This window comes from Lysinibacillus sp. UGB7 (assembly GCF_049058285.1).
Taxonomy (GTDB): Bacteria; Bacillota; Bacilli; order Bacillales_A; family Planococcaceae; genus Lysinibacillus; species Lysinibacillus sphaericus_B.
Genome location: NZ_JBMGUV010000007.1, coordinates 157,853 through 181,909, shown reverse-complemented (window position 1 = coordinate 181,909; position 24,057 = coordinate 157,853). Strand labels below are relative to the sequence as shown.

Genomic DNA, 24,057 nt, shown 5'->3' with positions numbered 1-24,057 from the left:
TCTTTGTGAAATCAATTTCACTTTCATTTTAAAGATACAAGGACATCATGAATTGCATCTAGTTTTACTTCTACGCGATGTAACAAATAAAACGACACAAGAATCGGAAAACCAATATCGGATATCATATTCAACCATTGATCCATCTAAATTTCCTCCTAACTATGAAAAGACAGGAAAACTCGTCCTATAGCATCGTAGCTTTAATCACGCGACTTAATAGTACGGGCCATCCCTTTCACCAAAGTAAGCGACATACCTAGACATTTAAAAAAAGGCCCTCGCCACTAATTGCGCAAAGACCATCTTTTGCATTACACAGTACCAAACTCGAATGTTGAAACTTGACGATTAATGATGCGGGCCCCCTTTATAGCAACAAAAGCACCTGTTTTTACTTCAAAGACGTTACCTGTAATAATCGTTTGCATCACCTGTTGTATATCCGATGCTGTAATAGCCGGCTTCGGGGCATCAATCGTTACTGTGGCTGTTTTCCCCATTGTTGTTTCAAATTGCAACTCTAATATTTGTGTCATCATGTTCACCTCCTTGTTTTCCGTTTGTGCTGTTACGATAAATCTGTTGTTTCTTGTTTTACTACACTGTCTAATGGCTGTGATGAAAGACTTGCAATCGCCTTTGCTACCTTCAGTAAGTCTGCATTCGAATGAGAACCGTTAAGATTTTGGTACGTTTTTGTAGAAAACTTCGGCTCGTTGTGTTCATCGTGACCTACAATATACTTTAAGCGCAGTGTAGCACCTATAAAAATTGCGTTTGCCATATACCCCACCCCCTTTCTACAAAATATATACAGGCAAATTGTAAAAAGAGGGACAATAAGGATGAATTTTTTTGGCCAAGCTTTTATAATAGAGTCAGAGAAGGTAAAGAGGTGAACGGTTTGCAGTTAGAAGGTTGGTTTTTATGGTTTATCTTGTTTTGGGTAGTCGTCCTTATATCTCTAATGGGCATTGGTGGATTTTTCATGTTCCGTAAGTTTTTGAAGGCCTTGCCAAAGCAGGATGGCAAATCAGATTTAGATTGGCAAGAATTTTATTTAGATAAAACGATTCATTTATGGGGACAACCAGAGAAAGAGCTCTTGTATGAACTTGTAAGCCCTGTACCCGAGTTATTTAGACAAGTAGCGAAAGAAAAAATTGCAGGAAAAATCGGGGAACTTGCTTTAGAGGAAAAAGCGAAAGCTATAGACAATGACTTAATTATTCGTGGCTATATTCAAGCTACCCCTAAGCGTGATCATAAATTTTTACGTAAAAAATTAGATCAGTTGCAAATTGATGTGACTCCGTACGAGCACTTATTTGATTGATAGGAAAAACCGCACTTTTTTGCAAGTGCGGTTTTTTCAGTATTACTTAAATAAATGATCAAGTGCCTGATAATCTTGCTGATAACGACCACCGTCAGCTACCTCAGCATGATACAGCGCTTTTAATGCATAATTTTTTTGCAGGTCCATTTCAGCCATAAGCATTTTTAATTGATCATGCAGTTCACGATTTTCTCTCACTAACTGCTGCATCTGTGGTTTAAAATATTTCATCTTGTCGAGCTCCTCATTCTTTAACGTGCTTACTAGTATAGCACGATTACTTGTTAAAAAGTGAGATGAACCGTCAGTTCTGCGAGTCTATCGGTCAGTCAGGCTTGTTTATCCGTCAGTTAGGCCACTTTATCCGTCACTTCGACGAGTCTATCCGTCACTCCGGCCACTCTATCCGTCACTTCGACGAGTCTATCCGTCACTTTGGCCACTTTATCCGTCACTTCATCCAGTCTACATAAAAAAACTGCGCTAGTGCCTACTCTAGTGCAGTTTTTTTGTATTACATAGCTTTTAGCGGTACGGTTTTCTTTATTTTTATAAATTGAAGGAGCATGGCAATCCGCCAAGGTACTAGCATGGCGAAAGCCAAAATCCAAAACATGCCTGCTAATTCGCCGACATCTATGGCGTTACTTAAAATTATTTTCGCAACAACACGGAAAATTAAAAGGCCCATTAGAATAAAAACAAAGGCTTTTGAACGTTTTAAATAAATATCCTGCCCTTTTACTTCAAACTTAGAAGTAGCTATTAAAATCGTCGAGAACACCATCCCGACAGCAGCTGCCTCTAAAACTTGCATAGGTGGAACTCTAAATTGTTCAAATAAAAACATGAAGGCACCTGAAGACATCGCGATAGGTGGAATGATAATTTTCTTCTCATTTGTTGGCTTTTTGGAAGCTCTCATACGTATGACCATTACAAAACTACCCATCAAAATGGCCATGATGGTCGAACCGATTACATAATATTGAGAAGGTATATTGCTTAACATGTAAAATCCTCCTCTAATGTCAAATTAACAATTTTGACCAACTAATTGATCGGCAACAGCTTTTAATTTTTCTGGCTCGAAAGGCTTCGTTATAAAATCCTTCGCACCACTTTCAATCGCTTCCACGATTAATTTTTGTTGCCCTAAAGCCGTAATCATAACAATTTTCGCATTGGGAAATTCAGGAATGATTTTCTTTACAGCCGCAATACCTGTCATAACGGGCATCGTTACATCCATTGTTACAAGATCCGGTTGTAACTCGCGATACATCGCCACAGCTTCTTTACCATTAACCGCCTTGCCGACAACCTCATAACCCCATTCACTAAACATATTACTTATTGCAACACGCATAAATAGCGTATCATCCACTACTAAAACTGTAGGCACGTGTTCATCTCCCTCCACGTTAAAGTACGGTATGCCACTTTAGTTTAGCAGATTAGAAGCCTGTAAATCCACCAAAAATAGGCTCTAATAAGCGCGTGATATACGTTAAACCGTCAAAGAATAATAAAATCCCTACGGCAATCATAATAAAACCGCCAACTTTTACGATTTTTTGACTGTGTGTTCGAATCCACGTCATACGTGAAATAAAGAAAGACAACACAAAGAATGGTATAGCAAAGCCTAAATAATAGGCAAACATATAGCTAAAGCCTGAGCTTGGATTTGCTCCTGCTAATGAAATAATCGACATTAAAATGGGACCTGTACACGGTGTCCAACCAGCCGCAAAGGCTAACCCGATTAATACCGAGCCTAAATAGCCAGATGGTCGGTTTTTAAATTGGAATTTACGATCCTTCATTAAGAAATCGACTTGCAGTAATCCTACAATCATTAATCCAAAAACGACGATTAAAATCGCGCCAATTTGACGCAATAAAGTTTGATAGTTAAGGAAAAACTCTTTAGCTAAAGATGCGCCGAGACCAATCATGATGAAAATGATCGAGAATCCAAGTAAAAAGAATAGTGTATGCAAAATAGCGCGCTTTTGCATCATGCCTCGCTCAGATTTTAGCTCATCTAATGTCATGCCCGTTATGTATGATAAAAATGCAGGATACAGAGGGAGTGTACATGGTGAGATAAAGCTTAAAAACCCAGCACCAAAGGCTAAAAATACGTTAATATCGGTTTGCATATTTTTTATTCGCTCCTTACAGTTAATGCCTCCATCGTACCAAAAAAATAGGTAAAATGCGCCCCTCCTGTTTGTGAACGTTTCATGGCGGAATGATGTTGAAATAGTGAAGTGCCACAACACTTAAAGATCCTTTTGCATTATGCACCCCTATCCCCTTTTCTGTCAACGTTTCAGCATCATCACAAAAGACGCCAGCGCCCGACTTTGCCTGCAAGATGTCGCTACTAGTAAATAATAAATTGGAGGCTTTTTGAAATTTATTTAGTTCCTTCTATTATATATTCTTTCAATTAATAATTCATCCGTCGATATAGTATCCCCTGCTTACTGTTCTGTTCTGTTCTGTTTTGTGCTTGTATTCGTCGTCTCCATTTTCCTTGCTGCAGTCATCAGTAGAGGTCGCCACGTTTTACGGGATTGCCTTTGATACTGCCCGTCTAACATTGCTCGAAAGACTAGTCTTGTGTAAACATTACATTTCATACCCCAAACATTAAATTTATCTCCCTTTTATGAATTTACGACGTTTGCCTTTCGGTACAACATATTTCCATGCAATGAAGAGACAATGTAAAATGTTTAATTATTAACAATAAGTCAGGTCATCCGATGATTATATGTTATGATTATTTATAGTGGGCAATTTCATAATATTCACTATTTTTTTGTTTTTTAAAATTCACTTACATAACATTTAACAGTGAGTAATTTCAAAACCTTCATGTATAATAAAACTAATATTACAGCAATCGAAAGAAACAAATGAGGTGTAGTTCCTTGGAATTAAAAAAAATTAAACCGAAAAAAATATATGAAGAAGTAGCAGAAATCCTCTATGAAAAGATTCGAGCTGGAGAACTTACACCTGGCGATCGTCTTGATTCTGTAGAACAACTAGCTGAACAGTTACAGGTCAGCAGATCTGCTGTAAGAGAGGCACTGTCAGCTTTAAAAGCAATGGGCTTAATCGAAATTAAACAAGGTTCGGGAACGTTTGTAAAAAGTATCCAGGCCAACCAGCTTGATTTCCCATTATCAACAGCTATCTTGACAAATAAACAAGATGTCTCCCACCTGTTAGAAGTACGGAAAATCATTGAAGTTGGTGCCGCTGCCAGTGCTGCCATGCATCGAACAGAAGAAGACTTACAAGCCATGATGCAAATCTTGGATGAGATGAAACGCGTACAAGGTGATGGTGAACTAGGGGAAAAAGTAGATTTCCAGTTTCATGCAGCCATTTCTACAGCTTCTCAAAACCCCCTACTTTCCACTTTATTAGATCAAGTTTCTGGTTTAATAATTGAAACCATGCGAGAAACTCGACGTCTTTGGTTGTTCTCTAAAAAAACGACGAGCGAAAAATTATATGATGAACATATGCAAATTTTCCTCGCTATTAAACATCAAAATGAAGAACTTGCCAAACAAACGATGTCTTCGCATCTAACTAGCGTAGAAAAAGTACTGATGCAATACTTTGAACAGACAGAATCCATCAACTAAGTAAGCTGCCTATTTCTGTAGGCCGCTTTTATTTTTAGAAAATTTAAGATAAACACTTTCTTTCGTCTGAAAAGTTGTAGTATTATAAAAACAATCTATTCACTACCAAAGTCATCTGATGACCAGTTGATTAGGTGTTCCGAGGGGAAATGTGAGGAATAAAGGAGCGATGAACATGAAAGTAACACTTTTTGCGACGTGTTTAGTCGATATGTTTCAAGGTGATGTAGGAAAAGCAGTCGTGGAAGTATTAGAAAGACTTGGCTGTAACATCGACTTTCCAGAAAATCAAATTTGCTGTGGACAGCCCGCTTACAATAGCGGCTATGTGCAAGAATCGAAAAATGCGATGAAAAAAATGATAATGGCTTTCGAACATGCTGAATATGTAGTGTGCCCTTCCGGTTCATGTGCCTATATGTTTAAGGAGTATCCCCAAGTGTTTAAAGGCGATCCTACGTGGGAGCCAAAAGCCAAAGCATTAGCAGCGAAAACATATGAATTTACTGAATTTATTGTAGATGTATTAACGATAGAAGATGTAGGAGCTCATCTAGAGGGCACAGCAACTTATCATACTTCCTGCCATATGACGAGATTACTTGGTGTACAACAGGCACCCATGAAATTGTTAAGCCATGTAAAAGGTTTGGAATATGTAGAGCTCCCAGGAAAAGATCGTTGCTGTGGATTTGGCGGTACATTCTCAGTAAAAATGGGCAACATTTCAGGACAAATGGTAAGTGAAAAAGTACAAAATGTAGAGCAAACAGGCGCAGACATTGTAATCGGTGCAGATGCCGGTTGTTTAATCAATATCGGCGGTAAAATTGATCGACAAGGTAAACCACTAAAAGTTATGCATATTGCAGAAGTTCTAAACTGTCGATAAATAAAAAAGCGCAAGCGCCCCGTTTACTTGCCCGCACGAAGAGAAAGGAAACACTCCACCACTTTCTCCCGAGAGATCAAGACACCGATAAAAAATTGCTAACTTTGATGTTCGAAAACAAATCAATCATCTCCAAGGAGGGGTATCAGATGTCAATGAAAATCAGTGATGAACCGTTTAAAAATCGGGTTGCAAAAGAATTAACCAATACCTTTATGCGAGGTGCTGTATCCAGCGCACAAGAACGGTTGCATACACGTCGCCTTCAACAAGCGGACGAACTTGGAAATTGGGAAGAATGGCGCTCACACGGTGAAGAAATTCGTCAACATGTGCTCGCAAACTTAGATTATTACTTATACGAATTAAGTGAAAACGTGTCAAAAAGAGGTGGGCATGTCTTCTTCGCCCAAACAGCACAAGAAGCGACAGCCTATATTCAAAATATCACGAAAGTAAAACAAGCGAAAAAAATCGTAAAATCCAAATCAATGGTAACCGAAGAAATTCATTTAAACGCAGCGCTCGAACAGCTTGGCTGTGAGGTTATTGAGACTGACCTTGGTGAATACATTTTACAGGTAGATGATCACGAACCCCCCTCCCATATTATTGCTCCTGCTCTGCATAAAAACAAAGAGCAAATTCGTGATGTCTTTAAAGAAAAGCAAGGCTACGATAAGAGCGAACAACCGGAAGAACTTGCACTTTATGTTCGTGAAAAATTGCGTAATGAGTACTTAACCGCAGATATTGGCATTACAGGCTGTAACTTCGCCATCGCAGAAAGTGGCTCCATTACCCTTGTAACAAACGAAGGAAATGCAGATTTAGTGACAGCCTTACCGAAAACACAAATTACTGTTATGGGGATGGAAAGAATTGTCCCTACCTTTGAAGAGATGGAAGTGCTTGTGAGTTTGTTAACAAGAAGTGCTGTTGGACAAAAGCTAACAAGTTATATTACGACATTAACAGGCGTAAAAGATGAAGGTGATACGGATGGACCGGAGGAATTCCATTTAGTCATTGTCGATAACGGTCGTTCAGCTATTTTAGGCGGAGAATTCCAACCGATTCTACAATGTATTCGCTGTGCGGCATGTGTCAACGTTTGTCCTGTATACCGTCATGTCGGTGGTCATTCATATGGCTCTATTTACTCTGGGCCGGTCGGAGCTGTACTATCACCATTACTAGGAGGCTATGAAGATTACAAGGAATTACCGTATGCTTCCACATTATGTGGCGCTTGTACCGATGCTTGTCCAGTGAAAATTCCATTACATCAACTTATTCATAAGCATCGCCAAGTCATTGTTGAAAACGAAGGAAAAGCACCCGTCTCTGAAAAACTGCTCATGAAAGCATTCGGTTTTGGTGCTTCCTCCCCTTCCTTATTTAAAATGGCAACAAAAATGGCAGCACCAGTGATGTCTCCATTTACCAAAGATAATAAGATTTCCAATGGTCCAGGTCCGTTAAAAGCGTGGACAACAGAACGGGATTTTCCAGCACCAAACAAAGATAATTTCCGTGAATGGTTCAAAAAACGTCCACAAGGAGGCGATGAATAATGAGTGGTATCATTCAAAATCGAGATACATTTTTAAATAAAATTGCCAGTCAGCTAGGTCGTGCACCTCAAAAGCAAATTGACCCACCAACTTGGCACTATCAACCACAAGATCGCATCCTAAAAGGGGCAACAAAAGACAAATTAGTGGCTGTATTACAAAAACAATGCCAAAATATTCATACAAATATAGTCATTACAAAGACAGCAAATCTTTCAGATGCACTCCAAACAGTAGTCGAAAATTACGGTGGCCGTTCAGTGGTGACATGGAAAGACGACCGCTTTTATGAATACGGGCTGTCCAATTTAATGAACGAACAATGGCCACAAGCAAACATCGATTTATATGTTTGGGACTATGAACAGCCCGAAGAAAACATCCGACAAGCCGAACAAGCAAACATTGGCATTACTATTAGTGAAATCACACTTGCTGAATCCGGAACAGCTGTGCTCTTTAGTGATAAAGATAAAGGTAGATCGGTCAGTTTTTTACCCGAAAAATCCATTATTTTGATTCCCAAAAGCACTATCGTTCCACGGATGACGCAAGCAGCTCGCTCGATACGACAAAAAATCCAAAGTGGTGAAAAACTTGCATCGTGCGTCAATTTTATCACAGGACCAAGCAACTCTGCGGATATCGAAATGATACTCATCGTAGGCGTACACGGACCTATTAAAGCCACTTATATTGTTATCGAAGATCAATAACAAAACGAAACAGGTATGCAGTTGTTCCATTGCATACCTGTTTTTAATTCCTTTTTGTTACACTGCTAATTGAAATATCGAAATCTCTGCTAAGCCTCTCACCTACGCCGATAGATGCCCTTTATTGATTGCTGTGAACGGATTGAACGTTTGCCATCGTTGGCTCCTCCAATTCAGGATGTGCTTCTCTTAAGACAGCTGGTCTTAGTAGTACAAGCGTAATGGTAACAATAATGACACTCGTAACTAGCAGAATCCCCGTTGCTGGTAACGTATCATATAATACGCCGTACACCAGCATGCCAAGCGGCATCATCGACATAGCCATTGTTTCCATAAGCCCGAACACGCGTCCTCGATATTCCTCTGAAATGAGCTTTTGCATAAAAACGCCAAGCGGCATATTAATACCCATTTCAAAAATAGCGAATATAAAATAGAGACAGATGTAAAAGATAAAAATCGTTAAATACGAAAGATTTGTCACTAATGGGATTACCGCTAGCCCTAAACTACTAGATAGGAGCAATAAACTAATTTTTGAGAACCGCAACGGTACTTTAACTTCTGCCTGTGTTGCAAAATAGAGAGAAGCTACCAACATACCAATTGCGCCTGACGCTTGAATAAAGCCAAAATGTGTTGACTCCACTTTCAGTACTTCAATAATAATATAGGTTCCTCCAACAACGATGGCAGAGAAAAATAAGTTAATCCATAATGACAGCCACATCACTACTTTAATGACTTTATGTTGTTTGATATAGCGAAAGCCACTAGCTAGACCTGCCCACATTTTTTCTTTCTCTGCATTCTCCCCTCTTGTACTATATAAATTGAAATTCATCGTTGCCTCTAAACAAAAGGCAATCACATAGGCTCCTATATGCACCATTAAAAATACTTCCATCGAGAAAAAGCCGTACATCATCCCACCGATAACCGGTCCACCAATAGCCGCTACTGACATCGACATTTGGTTGAATGACATCGCACGTTGTAAACGCTCAGGATTCACAAGTGTAGCGATTGCTGAACTAAACGTTACACCCGAAAATGCTGAACACAACGTATAGAAAACGGTCGTCACATAAATCGCATTGACCGACATGCCAACTGTCTCCGTATATAGTAGTAAACCAGCCATGGTCAAAACTGTTCCCGCCTGTGCCAATAAAATGGTACGTTTCTTTGAGAAATTGTCGGCCACATAGCCTGCAAGTGGTGCAACGAGTGCCCGCGGTAATATAGAACAAATCATATTCGTCGCAAAGCTCATTGCAGAACCTGTCATTGCTAAAATATACAAACTAATACCAAATGACAGTACATGAGACCCTAACATCGCAATCATTTTACTGGCGGTAAAAGTCCATAAATGATAGGTCGCCTTTTTATATTTTTCCGCCTCGTTCATCCAGAAAACCCCTCCAACTGTTTAATTAATTTTAAATGTTTAATTTAATTAAACAAAATATACCATAGCACTTCCTTTTCATGCAATAAAAAGTTTAATATAATTAAACAAAAAGGCATTCAACTCAAAAGTACTGTCAGTCTTATAGTATGAATGCCTAGACATGGTTAAGATTAAAGATTATTGTTAATCGAGAAAGGAAGCGAGGCAGTGGACTCTTTAGGCACACGTATTCGAAAATTACGGAAAGAACGAAAATTAACATTAGAGGCACTTGCTGCTGATCGGCTAACTAAGGGCATGCTAAGCCAAATTGAAAATGATAAGGCTAAGCCATCCATGGAAAGCTTGAATTATATAGCGGAACGACTTGGCGTAAAAGCAAGTGAACTACTCGAACAAATAACGCCCGCTACAATCCGCCACCTTTTAGAACAAGTGGAAATCTTATTTGCTGAGGTAAAGCGCGGAGATGCGGACAACCATCAGCAAATCGTCGATATGATTGAACCTTACGCGGAGAATTTGTCTCTTAGCTATGAGGCTGGACGTTTGCTGTATATTTACGCAGACGCGCAGTATGAAGCAGGTCTATCAACATGGGCGTCACCGTTGCAACAAGCACGACAAATATTTAAAGAAATCAATTTACTGAGTCATTGGTTTAAAACATATATGTTACAGCTAGCCATTTTATCGGAAAATCGTCAATATGATGCGGCATACGCCTGTATTTTACAGGTGAAAGAGGAAATATCTCGAGAAAATTATCAGTTAGATTCACGTGAAATGGGGAAATTGGCTTATTATATTAGCATTCTTCAATTGGCCGTTGGGGAGCATGAAGCAGGGAAACAACTGATTAACGAAACCATTACCAATGCCCACCAAAACCAACTGTACTATCACATTGATGATATGTATCGTATCGCTGCTTATTGTGCCATGATTGATGGGGATTTCATGCAGGCAGAGCATATGATGATGAAGCTTGAGCAGTATCGTGTTTTTGTTGAACAGGTGGACGTGGATGCCTTTATCTTCGTATTAAGAGCACATTATTATAACAGTTATACAGGCAATTATCAGCAGGCATTACTAGAAATAGAACGCTTTAAAGCACTCACGCATGGAGATATAAAAAAATTGGATGAAAACTTTTATTATGCCGAAAAAGGAAAATCCTACTATTTACTTGGCCAGTATTTGGAGGCAAAAGAAGCATTTAAACACTATAAAGAAATCCCTATGTACGTCTCACATCCCTATGATTTGTTGAGTATGAATGAATGCTTCTCCTATAAAGCCCTTAACTACGCTCAGCTTGGCGAACTCACTACTGCTTATGAAATCGCCAAAAAAGCCTATATGGATTCCAAGGATTTAGTCGACCTTCCCTATAAAGACATGATTGAGAAAACATATTTGACGATTAAAGCACAGATTGATTCGGTTTAGTAATATGATAAAGGGATTGCACTTCTACGTATCGAAGTGCAATCCCTTTTAAATTTATAACAGATGATTCCGGTTGTTTAACTCAACCTCTATCTTTTCTCATTTCTTTTTGAATTTTGCGCAGCGCTTTTTTCGAACCACGCTCTATATCATGCTGTAACTTTCGGTCTTTATAATCCACAAATAGTGTATCTAAATCATAGCCTTCTGGGTATAATTCTTTCGCCGGAACCTCTAAGGCCAGTCGCTTCATATTGACTTCCATGAAATTCCCGTGATAGAACACGACAATATTATAGGTATTGTCCATTTCTTTATAGACAATGCCAAAGTCATCATGCTCTAATAATTTCACGCGGTCCCCTTTTTCAAATGCATAGTTCTCGTGTTTTTGCTCTTTAACAATCTTCGGCTTTCTTATTTTATCCTCATGCACTCGTTGTAAATGATAATCTTTATTTTCCATATATTCTTTTGCTCTTTGTAACACTGTTTCCCGAACATTCATTTTTCTCGAAATCCATAGGGCATTACTGTCGCCGGATGTACCGATCATCAATTTATACATAGGTTCTAACGTTTCACTATTAAAACGCATCGCGGCATTCATAAAATCATGATGCATTTCTGAAAAACGTTTAATTTCGCCATAGTGCGTAGTTGCCACTGTTATACAGCCCATATGATAAAATTCCTCTAAAATGGCAATCGCTAGTGCCGCTCCTTCATTCGGTTCCGTACCACTTCCGATTTCATCAAACAATAAAAGTGTATTATTATTGGATGCACGCATAATTTCTGAAAGATTTTTCATATGCGATGAAAATGTGCTAAGGGCATTTTCGATGCTTTGATTGTCGCCAATGTCTACAAAGATATGTTCGAACACTGCCAGTTCTGTACCTTTATCTGCCTTAATATGAAAACCAGACATGGCCGCCAAGGTTAATAAGCCAATTGTTTTCAGAACTACTGTTTTTCCGCCGGCATTCGGACCTGTAATAATCAAACTGCGATAATCTTTACCTATGTCAAAATTTAGTGGCACAGCCTCTCCTATTAACAGTGGATGTGTACAATTTACTAATTTTATATAGCCATGGTCATTTAATGTTGGTTCTACTCCGCCAATATGTTTGCTAAATTTTGCTTTGGCAAACACCATATCGTATTGGCTAATTAGCTCCATGTTGATGTTGATGCCATGGATGTGCTCCAGCAACAATCCCGATAATGTAGCTAATATTTGATATTCTTCCATCGCTTCTTCTGCTTTTAGAACGGCAAGTTCTCCATTTAATTTTGCCACTGTAGTAGGCTCTATAAAGACGGTCGAACCTTTAGAAGAAATTTCAATAACCGTGCCTGGCACTTGATTTTTAAAGGATGCTTTAATAGGAATGGTATAACGATCGTCTTTTTTACTAATAAAGAATTCCTGAATGTACATTTTATTTGCACTATTGTTTAAAAATTTTGTTAAACGTTCTTTAATTTTTTCTTCCGTTGTTTCAATACTGCTACGAATACGTTTTAAGTCTCTGCTTGCTGCTGAATCCACTCGATTGGCCTTAATGGAAAAATTAATTTCTTCTTCCACACTTTTAAACTCGGACATCGAAACTGCGTAAGAAGCTAATACTGGTGCAAAAAATTCTTTATCGAACATAAATTTTTTAATTTTCCTGCATCCTCTTAAAAAGTCCGATACGCTAATGAGGTCACTTGGGTCTAGAATGATGCCTTTATCAAGATTTTTAAGGGTATTGTCAATATTGGATACTCCTAAAAATGGGATATGTCCCTCTGCATCTAAGATTGCACGTGCCTCTGTTGTTTCGTGTAATCGGTTGTGAACGATTTTCAAATTCGAGCTGGGTGTCAACTTATCCAGTAATTGTTTCCCTAATCCACTGACACAATAAGATTTTACTAATTGTTTTAACTCGTTATATTGTAACTTCTCAAAAGTTGTATGATTCATGTTCATTTCTCCTCACTATGATTTTTCCCATGTCATAATGAAGATACCTACCCATTAGATGGCAATGATTTTGCAACTATAAAATTGGGTCATTTTCTTTTACTCCATTTAAAAATAAACACAAAAAAGCCGTGGGGATACCACAGCTTCTTTTTACATTTACAAGGCATACGCAAATAGAATCAAGCTAACATCCATTGTAGCTAATTCAACATTACACGCTTTATAAAGTATAGTAGGTATCTTCATAGGTTTCGAAATAAATCCATGACAAAATTAGGAGTGGTTTAAACCATAATCCCCTGTCGCCATCAATTTACTTCATTAAATTTTTCCTATTTAGAAACTACCGCACTCACAAAAAGCACCTCGCATTAATTTATAGTTCGTTTCATTATCATCTAATTGATTGCCATCATCATACTATATGCGAAATGAAAAGTAAAGTTGCTCATTTATGCCCCCCAAAATGCTCGAGCTAAATTCTCAAGACTTTTACTGACGCTTCATGCATAACATGTATTTAGAAATAAGAAAGGATGATGCATATCCGAAAAAAAGGAACCTTTTTTGTGGCAACTGTCATATTCATATGTGGATCTTTCTTAATTCTTGATAATTTTTTCAACGCATCAGATGATACCGATCGTGTTAATTTTGCGAATCACCAAAAATTATTGGAAGAAGTTGCCTACATTGATGCACAAATCACTAAAACGGATCTTTCCAACAAAATTGTTAGTCGGCTAAACGTGCATGGCTATACTCTTGCTGGAGGCGTTGGATACACCATTTACCCTGATAAACAAGTAATCGCACTGCTAATGTACGATGTCGATTCAATGAATACAGAAAGAAAAATTGAAATTCAAAATATCGTGACCATTGTGGCAGAAGAAAACGGTTTTCATTCATTTGCCATCGAAATAAAAAATGCCTCTAAAAAATAAATGACCCTGCCACTAAACCTACTAGACCGAGATAAAACATTATGCTTAATGCGTCAAGTGGTTCAACAAACACAAAAACTACAATGAACAACTTTTTCTTTTCCACTTTTTGTTAAGTATATTCCGCTACAGGTGGACGCTTTCTTCGGGGCACCGATTCGCTTCGGGGCAACAAGTGTTTTTATGTGCGAAAGCGAAGCGTCAGCAACAAATGTTTTATGGGCGAAAGCGAAGCTCCAGCAACAATTGTTTTATGTGCGAAAGCGAAGCGTCAGCAACAGGATGTTGGTCACGAAGGCGTTGTCACAGGACGTGACGCTTTTAGCCTTTGTTCCCATAAATGCTCAGTCTAAGGTCTCGCTTGCTTTTCCCGCTTTGAATTGCCGCCTTATGCTCCTACCAAAAATGTTCGTGTTTCTTTATAGAAAAACTATTTAGCGCTCTAAATTCTAAAAATTCATCTTCATCTCAGCGAATGCATTAAATAATGAATACTCAAAATTGGTTGACAATTTAAGAAGTTAGGTTATAATAATGTACTAAATCTGCATAACGAAGATTTGTTTCATACATTTCGGAGTATAAGAGTAAAAGCGTTGAAGAGAACGAGTAGCTTTAATGGAACTTACAGAAAGTAGCCGGTTGTTGAGAGGCGCAAGGAAAGTTATTGTGAATACATCTTGGAGCTGCGTACCGAACTTATAGTAGGCTACGACGGAGTTGCATCCGTAATCAATGCATGGGTATCGCATATAGCCGTACTTATTGAGGAGAGTTATGTGAATAGCTCTCAAATAAAGGTGGTAACACGTTCACACACGTCCTTTAGGTTTATTCCTAAAGGGCGTTTTTTGTTTTTCTCTTATAGCATCTGCAAGATTAACATTTGAAGGAGTTGTTATACATGTTGGTAACACCACAAGAGCAATTAGCAATCATTAAAAAAGGGACAGACACCATTGTGCATGAAGAAGAATTACTGGCAAAATTAACGCGTTCATTCGAGAAGAAAGAGCCGTTGACAATTAAATTAGGGCTTGATCCATCAGCACCGGATATTCATTTAGGTCATGCCGTTGTTTTACGCAAAATTAAGCAAATGCAAGATTTAGGGCATCAGGTAGTCATTTTGATTGGGGACTTTACTGGTCGCATTGGTGACCCCACTGGTAAATCAAAAAGTCGTGTGGCTCTAAGTGATGAAGTGGTTAAGGAAAATGCCAATACTTATTGCGAGCAAATCTTTAAAGTATTAGATAAGGATAAAACAACTGTCCGTTTTAATAGTGAATGGCTGTCAAAATTAACGTTTGAAGAAGTCATTCAATTAGCTGCAACGACTTCGGTAGCGCGAATATTAGAACGAGATGATTTTCAAAAACGTTACAAAAATCAAGTGCCTATTGGGGTTCACGAATTTTTCTACCCTTTAATGCAAGCGTATGATTCAGTAGAAATTTCTGCAGACATTGAGTTAGGCGGCACAGACCAAACCTTTAATATTTTAATGGGTCGAACACTACAAAAGCATTTAGGATTAGAAAAACAAATTGCGATTTTCATGCCTCTGCTAGAAGGTTTAGATGGGGTTGAAAAAATGAGTAAAAGTCTAGGGAATTATATCGGTGTCAATGAGGCACCAGAAACAATGTTTAAAAAAGTGATGGAAGTACCAGATCATTTAATCATTAAATATTTTGAATTGGCCACAGATGAGCATCCTAATTTAATCAATATGATTCAGGAACGTTTAGAAAATGGCGAAAATCCCCGTGATGTGAAATTAGAATTAGCAGAAATCATTACTGCGTTATATCATGGTAAAAACGCCATGAAGGAAGCCAAAATGTATTTTGAAACAGCCTTTCAAAAACGGAAAATTCCAGAAAATATCCCTAGCCTTTTAATCGAAATCGGACAAGAGAAAATTGCGGACATCCTCCCTGAGCTTATTAACATGAATTTTATTCAAAGTAAAAGCGAATTTGTAAGGTTAATCCAACAAAACGGCGTATCATTAAATGGAGAAAAGCTCCTACCTGATGATCTAGATTATATCTTAATGAATAATGACGTGTTACAAATTGGCAAGAAACGATTTATAAAGTTTATTAAATGATTAGCGATTTGAATATTATTCTATCCGAAATAAACATTTTTTTCGTGAAATTCCCCACTTAATAACTATAAATGCCATCTATTTTTTCAAAATAGATGGCATACTTTGAATTAAAAGAAGTAACGAAGCACACTTTTCCTCACTTGAACAGCTGGCTCTTGAACGTGATGATTACGTACATTAATTCAAATAAATTACTAATTCTTTAATGTATTTTGCTACAATACTTTTTTATCGAAAGTTCCCTATTATTCAAACAACGTCATTTGCTCTTTTTCGCCTAGGCGGTCGAGAGCTAGTGGTTCATGGTCTTGGAAGTAAGCATGGTGTAGCCATTTTTCTTTTGTCATGATATTTTTGTTTGAATCTTTGGATGCGCGTAGTCGGCAGCTATAAATGATGGGGAAATAGTCTTGTAGAAATTTCCCTTCTGCGTGAGCAGTTAGTGCAATCATTTGGAAACCTAGTTGTTCGGCTACGAAAAAGACTGGGTTGAGTACATGGTCACTCGATGCCTTTCCAAATGGGTTGTCTAAAATAACAGTGCGGTAACGTTTCATTTTTGTTTGGGCATGATGCCTTTTCTCAGAAACATATTTTAAAATACCAAGAAATAGCGTCATATTTTTGCTCCATTTTTCTCCTCCAGACCAAATATTACTTTGCTCCCAAGAATAAGAACGTGTAGAGACATTACCATCATTCGTTACTTTACGACAGCTAACCTTCATTACTTCATTGTTCATAACAATTTGTAGTAGCTGTTTTGACTGTAGCCAGGTTTCGATTTCTTTTCGTACCTTCCCACTGTCTTCCATTCCTTGATCGTTAAGAAAACGGTCAGACTCTAATTGCGATAAAATCCATTCGATATGATCACGAATACGATTTTTCCCTTCATCTTCTTGCCAATCAGGAATAATAAAGTTGAAAATTTGTTTCCATGTGTCTCCTACTTTTACCTTTGTTGTATTTGGAATATGACGTAATTCTTCTACAACTGTTTGTAAGTGATTGTGAATTTGATTGATAAATGCTTGCATTTCAGCATCTTTTTGGCGTATGTGTTCGTTCGCATAATGTGTTGCTCTTTCAACACTTATCATCATATTGTTGCGAAACGCAATGATATCTTCATAGCTTTGTTTATATTCGATCCCATTTAGTGCCATATTGCGCATTTTGACGTCCGTGATTACGGTATGACAAAATGCTCGAAATGCACGCTTCGCATGTTCTACTTGTTTCGCTTCAGAAGCTAAATCCTGCTGTTTTTGTTTTAATAGCTCTGTTATTTTCTGAACAAAAGCTTTTCGATTATAAGTAAATTCTGTAATCACATCTTCAGTAAATGTAACACCAACAATATCTGGGGCTGTAAAATGATGACTTTCCTCAAATTTCTCAAGCTCTCGCTCTGCAAATTCTATGTCTTTTAATTGTTGTTCGACCTTCAAATGTGTTTGTTCTAAATAATCATTCTGCTTTGCAAGACGCGTTTGTTCTGCTTGTAGGCTGGCTTGTATGTCGAAAATATTCTCGCTGAATTGTATTCTTCCCTGTTGAAATATTTCCTGAAGATGTTCAAGCATTTGATCTACTTTACCACTTTGAATATCATGTTCTGATTGTTTCTCTGTTCGTTCTTTGCCTTTAACAAGCATTTCGTTTTCTAATTGTGGTAATTTTTCAAGGAGTGTATTTATGTGCTGCAAGCCTCCAACAGGATAATGCAGGTCATCTAATAGATTTCTATGCTCCAGTCGTAAGTCATTTATTTGTTGTTCTGTCAATTGCAACACATTTAAAGCTGCTTCATGTCTTGCTACTAACGCTCCACGAGTTGTAGTGATTTTCCTAATTTTAAATTCCAAGTCTTTAATGGTAGTTAAAATTATGGTTCTGCTTTGTCCTGAGTAAATCGGTTCCAAATGCTTCACAGACTTATATTCATGATTTTCTTCCATATTTCGCAAATTGAATTTTATTTCATTTTTCCGCTCATAACATTCTTGAATTTCATCATTTAAACGCTCTAATTGATGGGCGATTTGTGCTACTTTTTGGTCAAGCTCTTTATTTATAAGATCATACTGCCGCTCTTTTTGGATTAAAGCGATTAGCTCCTTTTCATATTGTAAATAGTCAGAGGCTTTTTCAACTTTATTTTCTAATCCGTTTTTTTCTTCTTTATACCGCTTTACATTTGCCGCTATTGTTTCGAGTTCTTTTTTACATTCACGACTATAGGCATCTTCTCTTTTCAGATTTAAAAGTACCGTTTCTTCCTCATGCTGCAACCTGTTTTCTTCACCTTTTAACTCTTCATAAACATCATGCGGAAATTCCAGTAAATAGTGCTGTAATTTATTTAATGCTTGCTCTTTGAACGATAATAGTTCCTCGGTTTCTTTACGTGAATGTGTAATATTATGCGCTTTTTCGCCTATTTGCTTCTTCCATTGCACAAAATTCGTCTGGTTGACATTTTCATGCCAATGTTGTGGTGAAATCCATGCTTCTTTTCCTGATTCCGTTTCAATATTCGAAGCCTCTTCAATCGTTAAGATAGCAATTGGAAAAGCAAGGCGGTCTGAAACTTGTTGAACTTTTTGAATCAGCTTTTCTTTTGAATTAGAAGTTGTAATAATTGACAGCGGCCATAATAAATATTGTTGTTTTACAATACGAGCATCTTCGTCCATTTGTTGTAAAAATTCAACACCCGTCGTAACATAGTCAAACTGATTTCTCCATAGTTTAAGCTGCTCAGCAAAAAACGAATCTGCAAAAAAGCTTTCTTGATTTTCATAATCGTCGACAAAACGATAGGCAAGTCTTTCACGATATAACCAATCTTCCCGCAATCTATTGGTTTGACTGATATCTTCTTTTAACCTAGCCTCCACTGTTTCTTGCTGTAAATAGATGGATTCAATATTAACCCATTGTGGACGCACTGCTTTCAGATTTTCAATAAGTTGTTGATGAGCTTTTTGTAACTGCTCTTGCTTTGCACGATTCGTCGTTTTCAAAGTAATGATTTTATTGCGTTCTTCATTGTAAAATTCTTTTTTCTCTTCTGATTCACTTAATTGATTGTTCAACTGTTTTATCAGCTGCTCTAGCCTAATAATTTCCTCATCTAAGAATTGAATACGGTCGTTCCAGTCAGGTAATAAATCCACAACCCTTTCTTGTTCTGGATTTGCAAGTAGTTGTTGTGTTAATTTTTCTAAATGTTTTTTAATTCCTTCTCCTTGCCCTTTTAACTTTGCTTGTTGCTTTTCATTTTCTTGCTTGTTGACAACCTGTTCTTCATATTGCTTCGTATTTTTCTCAAGTTGCTCCATTAAAGGGTTTGTTTCATATACAATTCGTTGCATCTCTTTTGATATCTGCTCCATTTCTTCACGATAAGAACCTAAGAGCATACGTTTTGTTTCATTAAGTTGTTCTTCAAAATCGATTATTTCTTCCGATTGTTCAAACTGTCGCAATTCGTTTTCTAAATATTGAAGCTTTTCTTTATTGTTTTTTAGCGTTGCTTTTAGTTCTGCCAGCTTTAAAGAATAGTAATATGTTTTCTTTTTCTCATATTTTTCTTGTAATTCCTCATGCTCTAATACGATTTGCTGGAACGCTTGCTCTTTTTCTTGAAGCAATTGTTCTTCTAGCAAAATTTTATAGGAGGCTTGCTTACGTTCATATTGTTGTTGGTCCAAGTCCCATTGAAGCTTATGCTTTTTCACTATATCCTGTTCTTTTAACGTTGCGCTTTTTTGATAGTTAATAATATTCCATGTTCCTTTTGCCTGCTCTTTCACATGAATATATTCAATTTGTCTACTATGCAACTTTTCAAAAATTTGAACATACTGCTCTAGTTCCTGTTGAATTTGTTTATTTTCTTCGATACTTTCCTTCAACCTTTTATACGAATGAAAGCTTTCTCTTTGTTTTTCAAATAAGTCGGCAAAACTATTTTTATTATGTCCTGCGATTGAGTCTTCTACAGTAGGGATTAAAAGTCGATCAAACAGCTGGCTTGTGCTTTTACATTCATCAAAAAATGCTTCGACGCCACCTTCTGTACTATTAATCTTCACAATACTTTCCCATTCGCTTTCAATAATTTGATATTGCTCTTCTATATACGCCTGATATTCCTTTTTCGTTTGAAAGGTTTGAGCTCGAACAGACTTTTCTCGCATAGCACTGTAATAATCTAACATTTCACCACGGTCAGCAGGTCTTTTCTTCCCATTTGTAGTACGTACGAAAGGAATATTGTCAATAGAATGATCGTCTTTTCCTTCGTACTCATATACGTAACGTAAAGAATCAAAACTATTTTTTGTTAAGAATAACGATACACAAGTCGTCATATACCTTCGTGGCTGCTCGTTAAGTATCCATTCAATGGCAATATGTGCTGGGGCGTTTTCTAGTTGTAACGTGTCTTTAATCTTCCGTTGAGCTAAAGGTGTATGAGGTAGTATTGCTTGCAAAACAGTTTGGATGAAAACGGTCTTTCCTCCACCATTCTCAAGTAATATAGCTCCATTATGTCCATCAAACAAAAATGTCTCATTGTTATAACGTTTTTGTCCTTCTTCAAATACAATATTTGTTAACCTTATTTTACTTATTGCTGGCATTATTGCTCAGTCCCTTCGAAATCGTAGATAAACTCAAGGATTCCTTTGTTATATTCAACCTCCATAAAAAAGCGTTGAATAATCATCTTGGATTTTTCAGTTAATGTTATTTCTTCGTTCCCTATATCTTTAATAAGATCTTCGTCTACAAGAAATCGTCTAACCGTATCAATAAAACTAAGGCGACTAATCGTGTTGCCACTTTGTTTTTTCGCTGTCTCCTTAATGTCGTCCATGTTCTCCCACTTTTCAATGATCAAGCGCCAATTATATGAAAATTCTTTTTCTGATTTCTTAAGCTCTTCTTCATCATGACTTTGAAGATGAAGTATTCGTTCATTGATAAACTGAGCCCACTCATCTATTCTGATAAAATCTCTCGTTGGTTCATTACTTTGATATGTATCATAAAAATTTCCGAATAACACAATGGTTGCAAAATATAATAGATAAATGTCGCCATTTGTCGCACCACTTTTTAAGTAATGACGTTTTAACCACTCATTACTAATATGAAAAGGGGAAAGTTTTGTTTGAGGTACTAAAAACAGCTGCTCACTCGTTCGGATAATGACACAATCTACTTCTTGACTAAAGCGATCAAGCAATCCCCGTATTTCGTCATCTGCTTTATACAGTTGTACAGCATCAGCATTTAAAACACCTTGGCGAGCTAATGACGTATACAACTGAAATGCTTTCATCACTTTTTCTTCTTGGTAGAACATATTAAACCTCCTCTAATGCGACTTGCATTTCTTGTATAGAATATCTTGGACAGTATTGCAAAATTTCTTCCTCTTCAACAATGGTCAACTTTCGATTCCCCAATACTTTAAGTACTTCTCCTAAAAGGACTGCACTTTCTTCTCCAACCTCTCTGTTTGTAACAGGTGATTGTTGATGCAGCAATAGAAAGAAATCGTAAAAATATCGTTGTTCTAATAATTGTTCATTTTCTTGTTCTATTACATAGTTCGCAAAACGACTTAATTTTTCAGCTTGTCCTTGCTCATAAGCTTCAAGTAACTTTTCCATTAATTCTTTATAACGAGAGGACAACCATTTTCTATATACTTGTTCATTTTCACTTTTTTCGATTTCTTCAAAGCTAGCTAGCTCTTTTTCCTCTCGCTCTTCAGTAATATTTTGTTCAGTGAAAACAGTGAGTGGTGACCATGACAAATTCTCTTCAATTTTTAAGAAAGGATGTAAAACACCTTTCATCACATCGACATTTAAAGGAGATGAAATAATTGTAGAGACAATGTCTTGATCAAAATTAAACGACTGCATTCCTGTATAATATAAAGACTCCTGTGCAATAACAAGTGTCGTATTTTGTAACTCAGCAGTCTTTTGTAGCAGTTTTGAGTGCTCGCTATGTACAGTTTCTAATTCTCTTATTATCCTTAAAACCTTATCGTAAGTTTTTTTCTCTTTCAGATGGATATCCTTTGAGAAAAGTCGTTCTCGCGTCTCTTTGACAAATGTGCGTAATTCTTTAAATTCCTCGTCTTCTCGTGCAAAGCGCTCGTAAATATCGTTAAGTAATTGTTTATATCGTTCAAACGTTTCTTCTGATACAATACTTCTTTGAATCTCATGTTTTAGCCGATCCATTCTTTCTTCTAAAGTTTCAACGTCAATACGCATTTCGTTTATTTGTCGTAACGCACCCTGAAATTCACCTTTGTCTATTTGTTTACGTAACAAAAGTTGATTAATAGATAATTGAAACTCACTGTAAAACTCTTTTGTTGCAAATAATAGCTCCAGCCCGTCTTCATCGAGTGTATAAAATTGTGTATTTGTTTTCACATCAAAATCATTTGCTCTTAAAATAGAATACTCAATTGCCTCATCTTTATTTGTTTCCCAATTAAAAAATAAATAACTACGCTTTTTACCAGTTGTCGGTCGAAAAGTTTGAACAATTAAACGAGCGATCCTTTCATAATCACTTTCTTCTAAAACATAGTGTTGCTCTGTCATTATTCTTAAAAAAGTCGCCAAGTGCTTAACATCCGTTCTGTATTGACGAATTAGTTTTTTTTCGAAAAAAAACAACAGTGCTAATAATCCTAACCCCTTCATATCAATAGAAGTTCCAATGTCGTCTTGCCTTTGCTTACGGTCTAATTCTAATAAAGGTTCAAATAAAGCAAGTCTTCTCATTCTTTCTCTGTATCCACTTGTTATTTCTTTGAAATCAAAGTTATCCAATCGAATTCCCTCCATTTACGTTGAAGCTCTCGCGTCTTCAAAACCTCTTGTGGATAGTATTGTCCGTTTTCAAACATTTTGCGAATTTGAAATTGCTCTTCTTGAGAAAACATAGACAAAAAGCAATCAATAGCATCTTTATTTTCTCTTTGATAGTCCTTACCACTAGCTGAAGTCTTCTGCAAACATGCTCTATAAAATGGAATAGCTAAGTATACTTTTCTCCACTTATTCAAAGAGTACCATATAGCAATACCAGCTCTATCAATATCACCAAAATAAAAAAAATGATGACTAGCTTGTACTGGGTATTGAGAGGAAAACTGCTCTATGCTGCTTGTAATTTTATTACCACAACCGTATATTAAAGTAGAAAATTCACTATGTTGTAAACTTGGTAACAATCCTTGATAAGTGGTTTTATTTTCTACGATTAAATGGAGCTGCTGTGCTGTCATTAATTTATTCGGATTTACAGCAAACATCAAAGGGTCTGATACCGGTGTAATTTTCATAACAACCCACAATTGAGTACGTTCTAAAAGCTCTTTGCCACCCTTTTCAACAATCCACTTTTCATCACCGACTAATTCAAAGCTTCTCTCAGGAGCTGGAACCTGTTCATCTGGCAGTTGATTGATCTTTAAAAATTGATCAATTTTTAATATATACGGAAGATCGTTTTCCCAAACAGCTGGATCCAAACGATAATATCGATCGAGATAAATTTGTGAATGTAACTGCAAGCGGTAACGTTGCAATTCAAGATGATACTCTGCGTTAAGTAAACTTTTATCAATTCTATATTGATAGGCAAGCGATGGAACTCTTCCTGTACGCCCTTTTGTCTTCACCATATTAAGTACCTGTTCGCCTTCTAGCCGCAAGACGATTTGAGTTAATTCCTCATAAGATTGAATTTCGTTATTAAATATTTTTTCTAACTCGCTCAACGAAATCGTTTTCTTTTTCCAAACCGCTAGTTGCTTTCTTATAGTTTTAATCATTCATCATGCTCCCCATTTTACACTTTACCTT

At 37.0% G+C, this 24,057-nt stretch carries 23 protein-coding genes and 1 other annotated feature; of the genes, 9 read left to right on the top strand and 14 right to left on the bottom strand.

From position 1 onward, the window contains the following. Positions 1 to 23 precede the first annotated feature (23 nt). The 3 genes from ACOMCU_RS08995 to ACOMCU_RS08985 all read right to left on the bottom strand — a co-directional run bounded on the left by ACOMCU_RS08995 (position 24) and on the right by ACOMCU_RS08985 (position 787). Positions 24 to 146, bottom strand: coding sequence for a YvrJ family protein (locus ACOMCU_RS08995; RefSeq protein WP_010859164.1), 123 nt, complete (start codon positions 144 to 146; stop codon positions 24 to 26). A 168-nt stretch (positions 147 to 314) separates the two neighbouring features. Further along, entirely contained in the window at positions 315 to 539 is a 225-nt protein-coding gene (locus ACOMCU_RS08990; protein ID WP_421049977.1) for a DUF2922 domain-containing protein, read from the bottom strand. A gap of 32 nt (positions 540 to 571) precedes the next feature. Then, entirely contained in the window at positions 572 to 787 is a 216-nt protein-coding gene (locus ACOMCU_RS08985; RefSeq protein WP_010859162.1) for a DUF1659 domain-containing protein, read from the bottom strand. A gap of 111 nt (positions 788 to 898) precedes the next feature. Here ACOMCU_RS08985 and ACOMCU_RS08980 point away from each other — a divergent pair, with 111 nt between their 5' ends. Continuing rightward, the gene (locus tag ACOMCU_RS08980; protein ID WP_196228881.1) at positions 899 to 1,339 is read left to right on the top strand and encodes a DUF2621 domain-containing protein; all 441 of its coding nucleotides are present in this window, start codon (positions 899 to 901) and stop codon (positions 1,337 to 1,339) included. Between the two features lie 42 nt (positions 1,340 to 1,381). Here the strand turns inward: ACOMCU_RS08980 and ACOMCU_RS08975 are convergent, their stop codons facing one another. The 5 genes from ACOMCU_RS08975 to ACOMCU_RS08955 all read right to left on the bottom strand — a co-directional run bounded on the left by ACOMCU_RS08975 (position 1,382) and on the right by ACOMCU_RS08955 (position 3,727). Further along, complete coding sequence (locus tag ACOMCU_RS08975) at positions 1,382 to 1,573, bottom strand: hypothetical protein (protein WP_421049976.1); 192 nt, start codon at positions 1,571 to 1,573, stop codon at positions 1,382 to 1,384. A 283-nt stretch (positions 1,574 to 1,856) separates the two neighbouring features. After that, on the bottom strand, positions 1,857 to 2,354 hold the full coding sequence (locus ACOMCU_RS08970) for a cytochrome c biogenesis protein CcdC (RefSeq protein WP_219364445.1): 498 nt from the start codon (positions 2,352 to 2,354) through the stop codon (positions 1,857 to 1,859). A 24-nt stretch (positions 2,355 to 2,378) separates the two neighbouring features. Continuing rightward, a complete protein-coding gene (locus ACOMCU_RS08965; protein WP_036130115.1) occupies positions 2,379 to 2,765 on the bottom strand; it encodes a response regulator in 387 nt (128 codons plus the stop codon). 34 nt (positions 2,766 to 2,799) lie between these two features. Continuing rightward, positions 2,800 to 3,510 carry a cytochrome c biogenesis CcdA family protein gene (locus tag ACOMCU_RS08960; RefSeq protein WP_010859156.1) on the bottom strand — a complete coding sequence of 237 codons (711 nt, stop codon included), beginning with the start codon at positions 3,508 to 3,510 and terminating at the stop codon, positions 2,800 to 2,802. An 82-nt stretch (positions 3,511 to 3,592) separates the two neighbouring features. Continuing rightward, entirely contained in the window at positions 3,593 to 3,727 is a 135-nt protein-coding gene (locus tag ACOMCU_RS08955; RefSeq protein WP_268891021.1) for a hypothetical protein, read from the bottom strand. 563 nt (positions 3,728 to 4,290) lie between these two features. On the opposite strand from ACOMCU_RS08955, the gene ACOMCU_RS08950 reads away from it, so the two are divergent. The 4 genes from ACOMCU_RS08950 to ACOMCU_RS08935 all read left to right on the top strand — a co-directional run bounded on the left by ACOMCU_RS08950 (position 4,291) and on the right by ACOMCU_RS08935 (position 8,204). Beyond that, positions 4,291 to 5,019: a FadR/GntR family transcriptional regulator gene (locus ACOMCU_RS08950; RefSeq protein WP_010859154.1), complete on the top strand. Its 729-nt coding sequence runs from the start codon at positions 4,291 to 4,293 to the stop codon at positions 5,017 to 5,019. 175 nt (positions 5,020 to 5,194) lie between these two features. Beyond that, entirely contained in the window at positions 5,195 to 5,911 is a 717-nt protein-coding gene (locus tag ACOMCU_RS08945) for a (Fe-S)-binding protein (RefSeq protein ID WP_010859153.1), read from the top strand. A 149-nt stretch (positions 5,912 to 6,060) separates the two neighbouring features. Beyond that, a complete protein-coding gene (locus ACOMCU_RS08940; RefSeq protein WP_010859152.1) occupies positions 6,061 to 7,488 on the top strand; it encodes a LutB/LldF family L-lactate oxidation iron-sulfur protein in 1,428 nt (475 codons plus the stop codon). Continuing rightward, positions 7,488 to 8,204 carry a LutC/YkgG family protein gene (locus ACOMCU_RS08935; RefSeq protein WP_421049975.1) on the top strand — a complete coding sequence of 239 codons (717 nt, stop codon included), beginning with the start codon at positions 7,488 to 7,490 and terminating at the stop codon, positions 8,202 to 8,204. The genes ACOMCU_RS08940 and ACOMCU_RS08935 overlap by 1 nt, the downstream gene beginning before the upstream one ends. Before the next feature lie 121 nt (positions 8,205 to 8,325). Here the strand turns inward: ACOMCU_RS08935 and ACOMCU_RS08930 are convergent, their stop codons facing one another. After that, the gene (locus ACOMCU_RS08930; RefSeq protein ID WP_421049974.1) at positions 8,326 to 9,621 is read right to left on the bottom strand and encodes an MFS transporter; all 1,296 of its coding nucleotides are present in this window, start codon (positions 9,619 to 9,621) and stop codon (positions 8,326 to 8,328) included. A gap of 210 nt (positions 9,622 to 9,831) precedes the next feature. Between ACOMCU_RS08930 and ACOMCU_RS08925 the strand changes: the two genes are divergently transcribed. Next, positions 9,832 to 11,079, top strand: a complete 1,248-nt coding sequence (locus ACOMCU_RS08925; RefSeq protein WP_421049973.1) for a helix-turn-helix domain-containing protein — start codon at positions 9,832 to 9,834, stop codon at positions 11,077 to 11,079. An 82-nt stretch (positions 11,080 to 11,161) separates the two neighbouring features. Here ACOMCU_RS08925 and ACOMCU_RS08920 read toward each other — a convergent pair whose 3' ends face one another. Beyond that, a complete protein-coding gene (locus tag ACOMCU_RS08920) occupies positions 11,162 to 13,063 on the bottom strand; it encodes an endonuclease MutS2 (RefSeq protein WP_421049972.1) in 1,902 nt (633 codons plus the stop codon). 572 nt (positions 13,064 to 13,635) lie between these two features. Here ACOMCU_RS08920 and ACOMCU_RS08915 point away from each other — a divergent pair. The 3 genes from ACOMCU_RS08915 (at position 13,636) to tyrS (ending at position 16,132) form a co-directional block, all read left to right on the top strand. Next, on the top strand, positions 13,636 to 14,013 hold the full coding sequence (locus tag ACOMCU_RS08915) for a hypothetical protein (RefSeq protein ID WP_155242404.1): 378 nt from the start codon (positions 13,636 to 13,638) through the stop codon (positions 14,011 to 14,013). Between the two features lie 218 nt (positions 14,014 to 14,231). Next, a complete protein-coding gene (locus ACOMCU_RS08910; protein ID WP_421049971.1) occupies positions 14,232 to 14,366 on the top strand; it encodes a hypothetical protein in 135 nt (44 codons plus the stop codon). A gap of 234 nt (positions 14,367 to 14,600) precedes the next feature. Next, positions 14,601 to 14,842: a binding site (T-box leader), on the top strand. Between the two features lie 75 nt (positions 14,843 to 14,917). Further along, positions 14,918 to 16,132, top strand: coding sequence for a tyrosine--tRNA ligase (gene tyrS, locus ACOMCU_RS08905; protein ID WP_010859146.1), 1,215 nt, complete (start codon positions 14,918 to 14,920; stop codon positions 16,130 to 16,132). A gap of 248 nt (positions 16,133 to 16,380) precedes the next feature. Here the strand turns inward: tyrS and ACOMCU_RS08900 are convergent, their stop codons facing one another. From ACOMCU_RS08900 to ACOMCU_RS08885, 4 genes are read right to left on the bottom strand one after another with little or no spacing between them, the layout of a single operon-like run. Next, complete coding sequence (locus ACOMCU_RS08900) at positions 16,381 to 20,793, bottom strand: hypothetical protein (protein ID WP_421049970.1); 4,413 nt, start codon at positions 20,791 to 20,793, stop codon at positions 16,381 to 16,383. Next, positions 20,793 to 21,521 (bottom strand): DUF6063 family protein, encoded by a 729-nt coding sequence (locus ACOMCU_RS08895; protein WP_219364457.1) that lies wholly within the window; start codon positions 21,519 to 21,521, stop codon positions 20,793 to 20,795. Before ACOMCU_RS08895 ends, ACOMCU_RS08900 begins: the two co-directional genes overlap by 1 nt. 1 nt (position 21,522) lies before the next feature. Next, positions 21,523 to 23,019 carry a replicative DNA helicase gene (locus tag ACOMCU_RS08890; protein ID WP_421049969.1) on the bottom strand — a complete coding sequence of 499 codons (1,497 nt, stop codon included), beginning with the start codon at positions 23,017 to 23,019 and terminating at the stop codon, positions 21,523 to 21,525. Continuing rightward, positions 22,992 to 24,026 carry a Wadjet anti-phage system protein JetD domain-containing protein gene (locus ACOMCU_RS08885; protein ID WP_421049968.1) on the bottom strand — a complete coding sequence of 345 codons (1,035 nt, stop codon included), beginning with the start codon at positions 24,024 to 24,026 and terminating at the stop codon, positions 22,992 to 22,994. Before ACOMCU_RS08885 ends, ACOMCU_RS08890 begins: the two co-directional genes overlap by 28 nt. Positions 24,027 to 24,057 lie beyond the last annotated feature (31 nt).